The sequence below is a fragment of the Rhizobium sullae genome (genome assembly GCF_900169785.1).
Lineage (GTDB): Bacteria > Pseudomonadota > Alphaproteobacteria > Rhizobiales > Rhizobiaceae > Rhizobium > Rhizobium sullae.
Map to the genome: position 1 here is coordinate 1 of NZ_FWER01000211.1, position 342 is coordinate 342.

Below are 342 nucleotides of genomic sequence, written 5' to 3' on the forward strand. Positions count from 1 at the left end.
GCGGGCTTCTCCGGCATAGCAGAGGAGTGATGTGACGAGATCAGCCACTTGCCGTCCTTGAACTCGTAGGTAAGGGTGTAGCGCGCCGGAACCTTGCTACCATCCTTCAAAGTGAAGGTATAGTTGCCGGTGTCGAGCGCTTCGTTGCAGCCAAGCTTGATCGTGCGGCTGTCGATTTCGCCGTACGGATGCTTCTTCAGGAAGCTCACGAAATAGTCACGGCGCTCGTCTTGCGTCAGGCGCGGTTTGTTCGACAGTGTCGGCAGGAGGACTGCATCAGGCGTATAGTTCTCGACGACTTTTTCTGGATCCAGGGTTGCCAGCGAGGAGGTCCAGCGATCA

General features: G+C 56.7%; 1 protein-coding gene. It reads right to left on the reverse strand.

Annotated features, from left to right (window positions below):
• Positions 1-342: SgcJ/EcaC family oxidoreductase (locus BN1800_RS39815; protein WP_143534285.1), on the reverse strand; the 342-nt coding region annotated here is incomplete at both ends.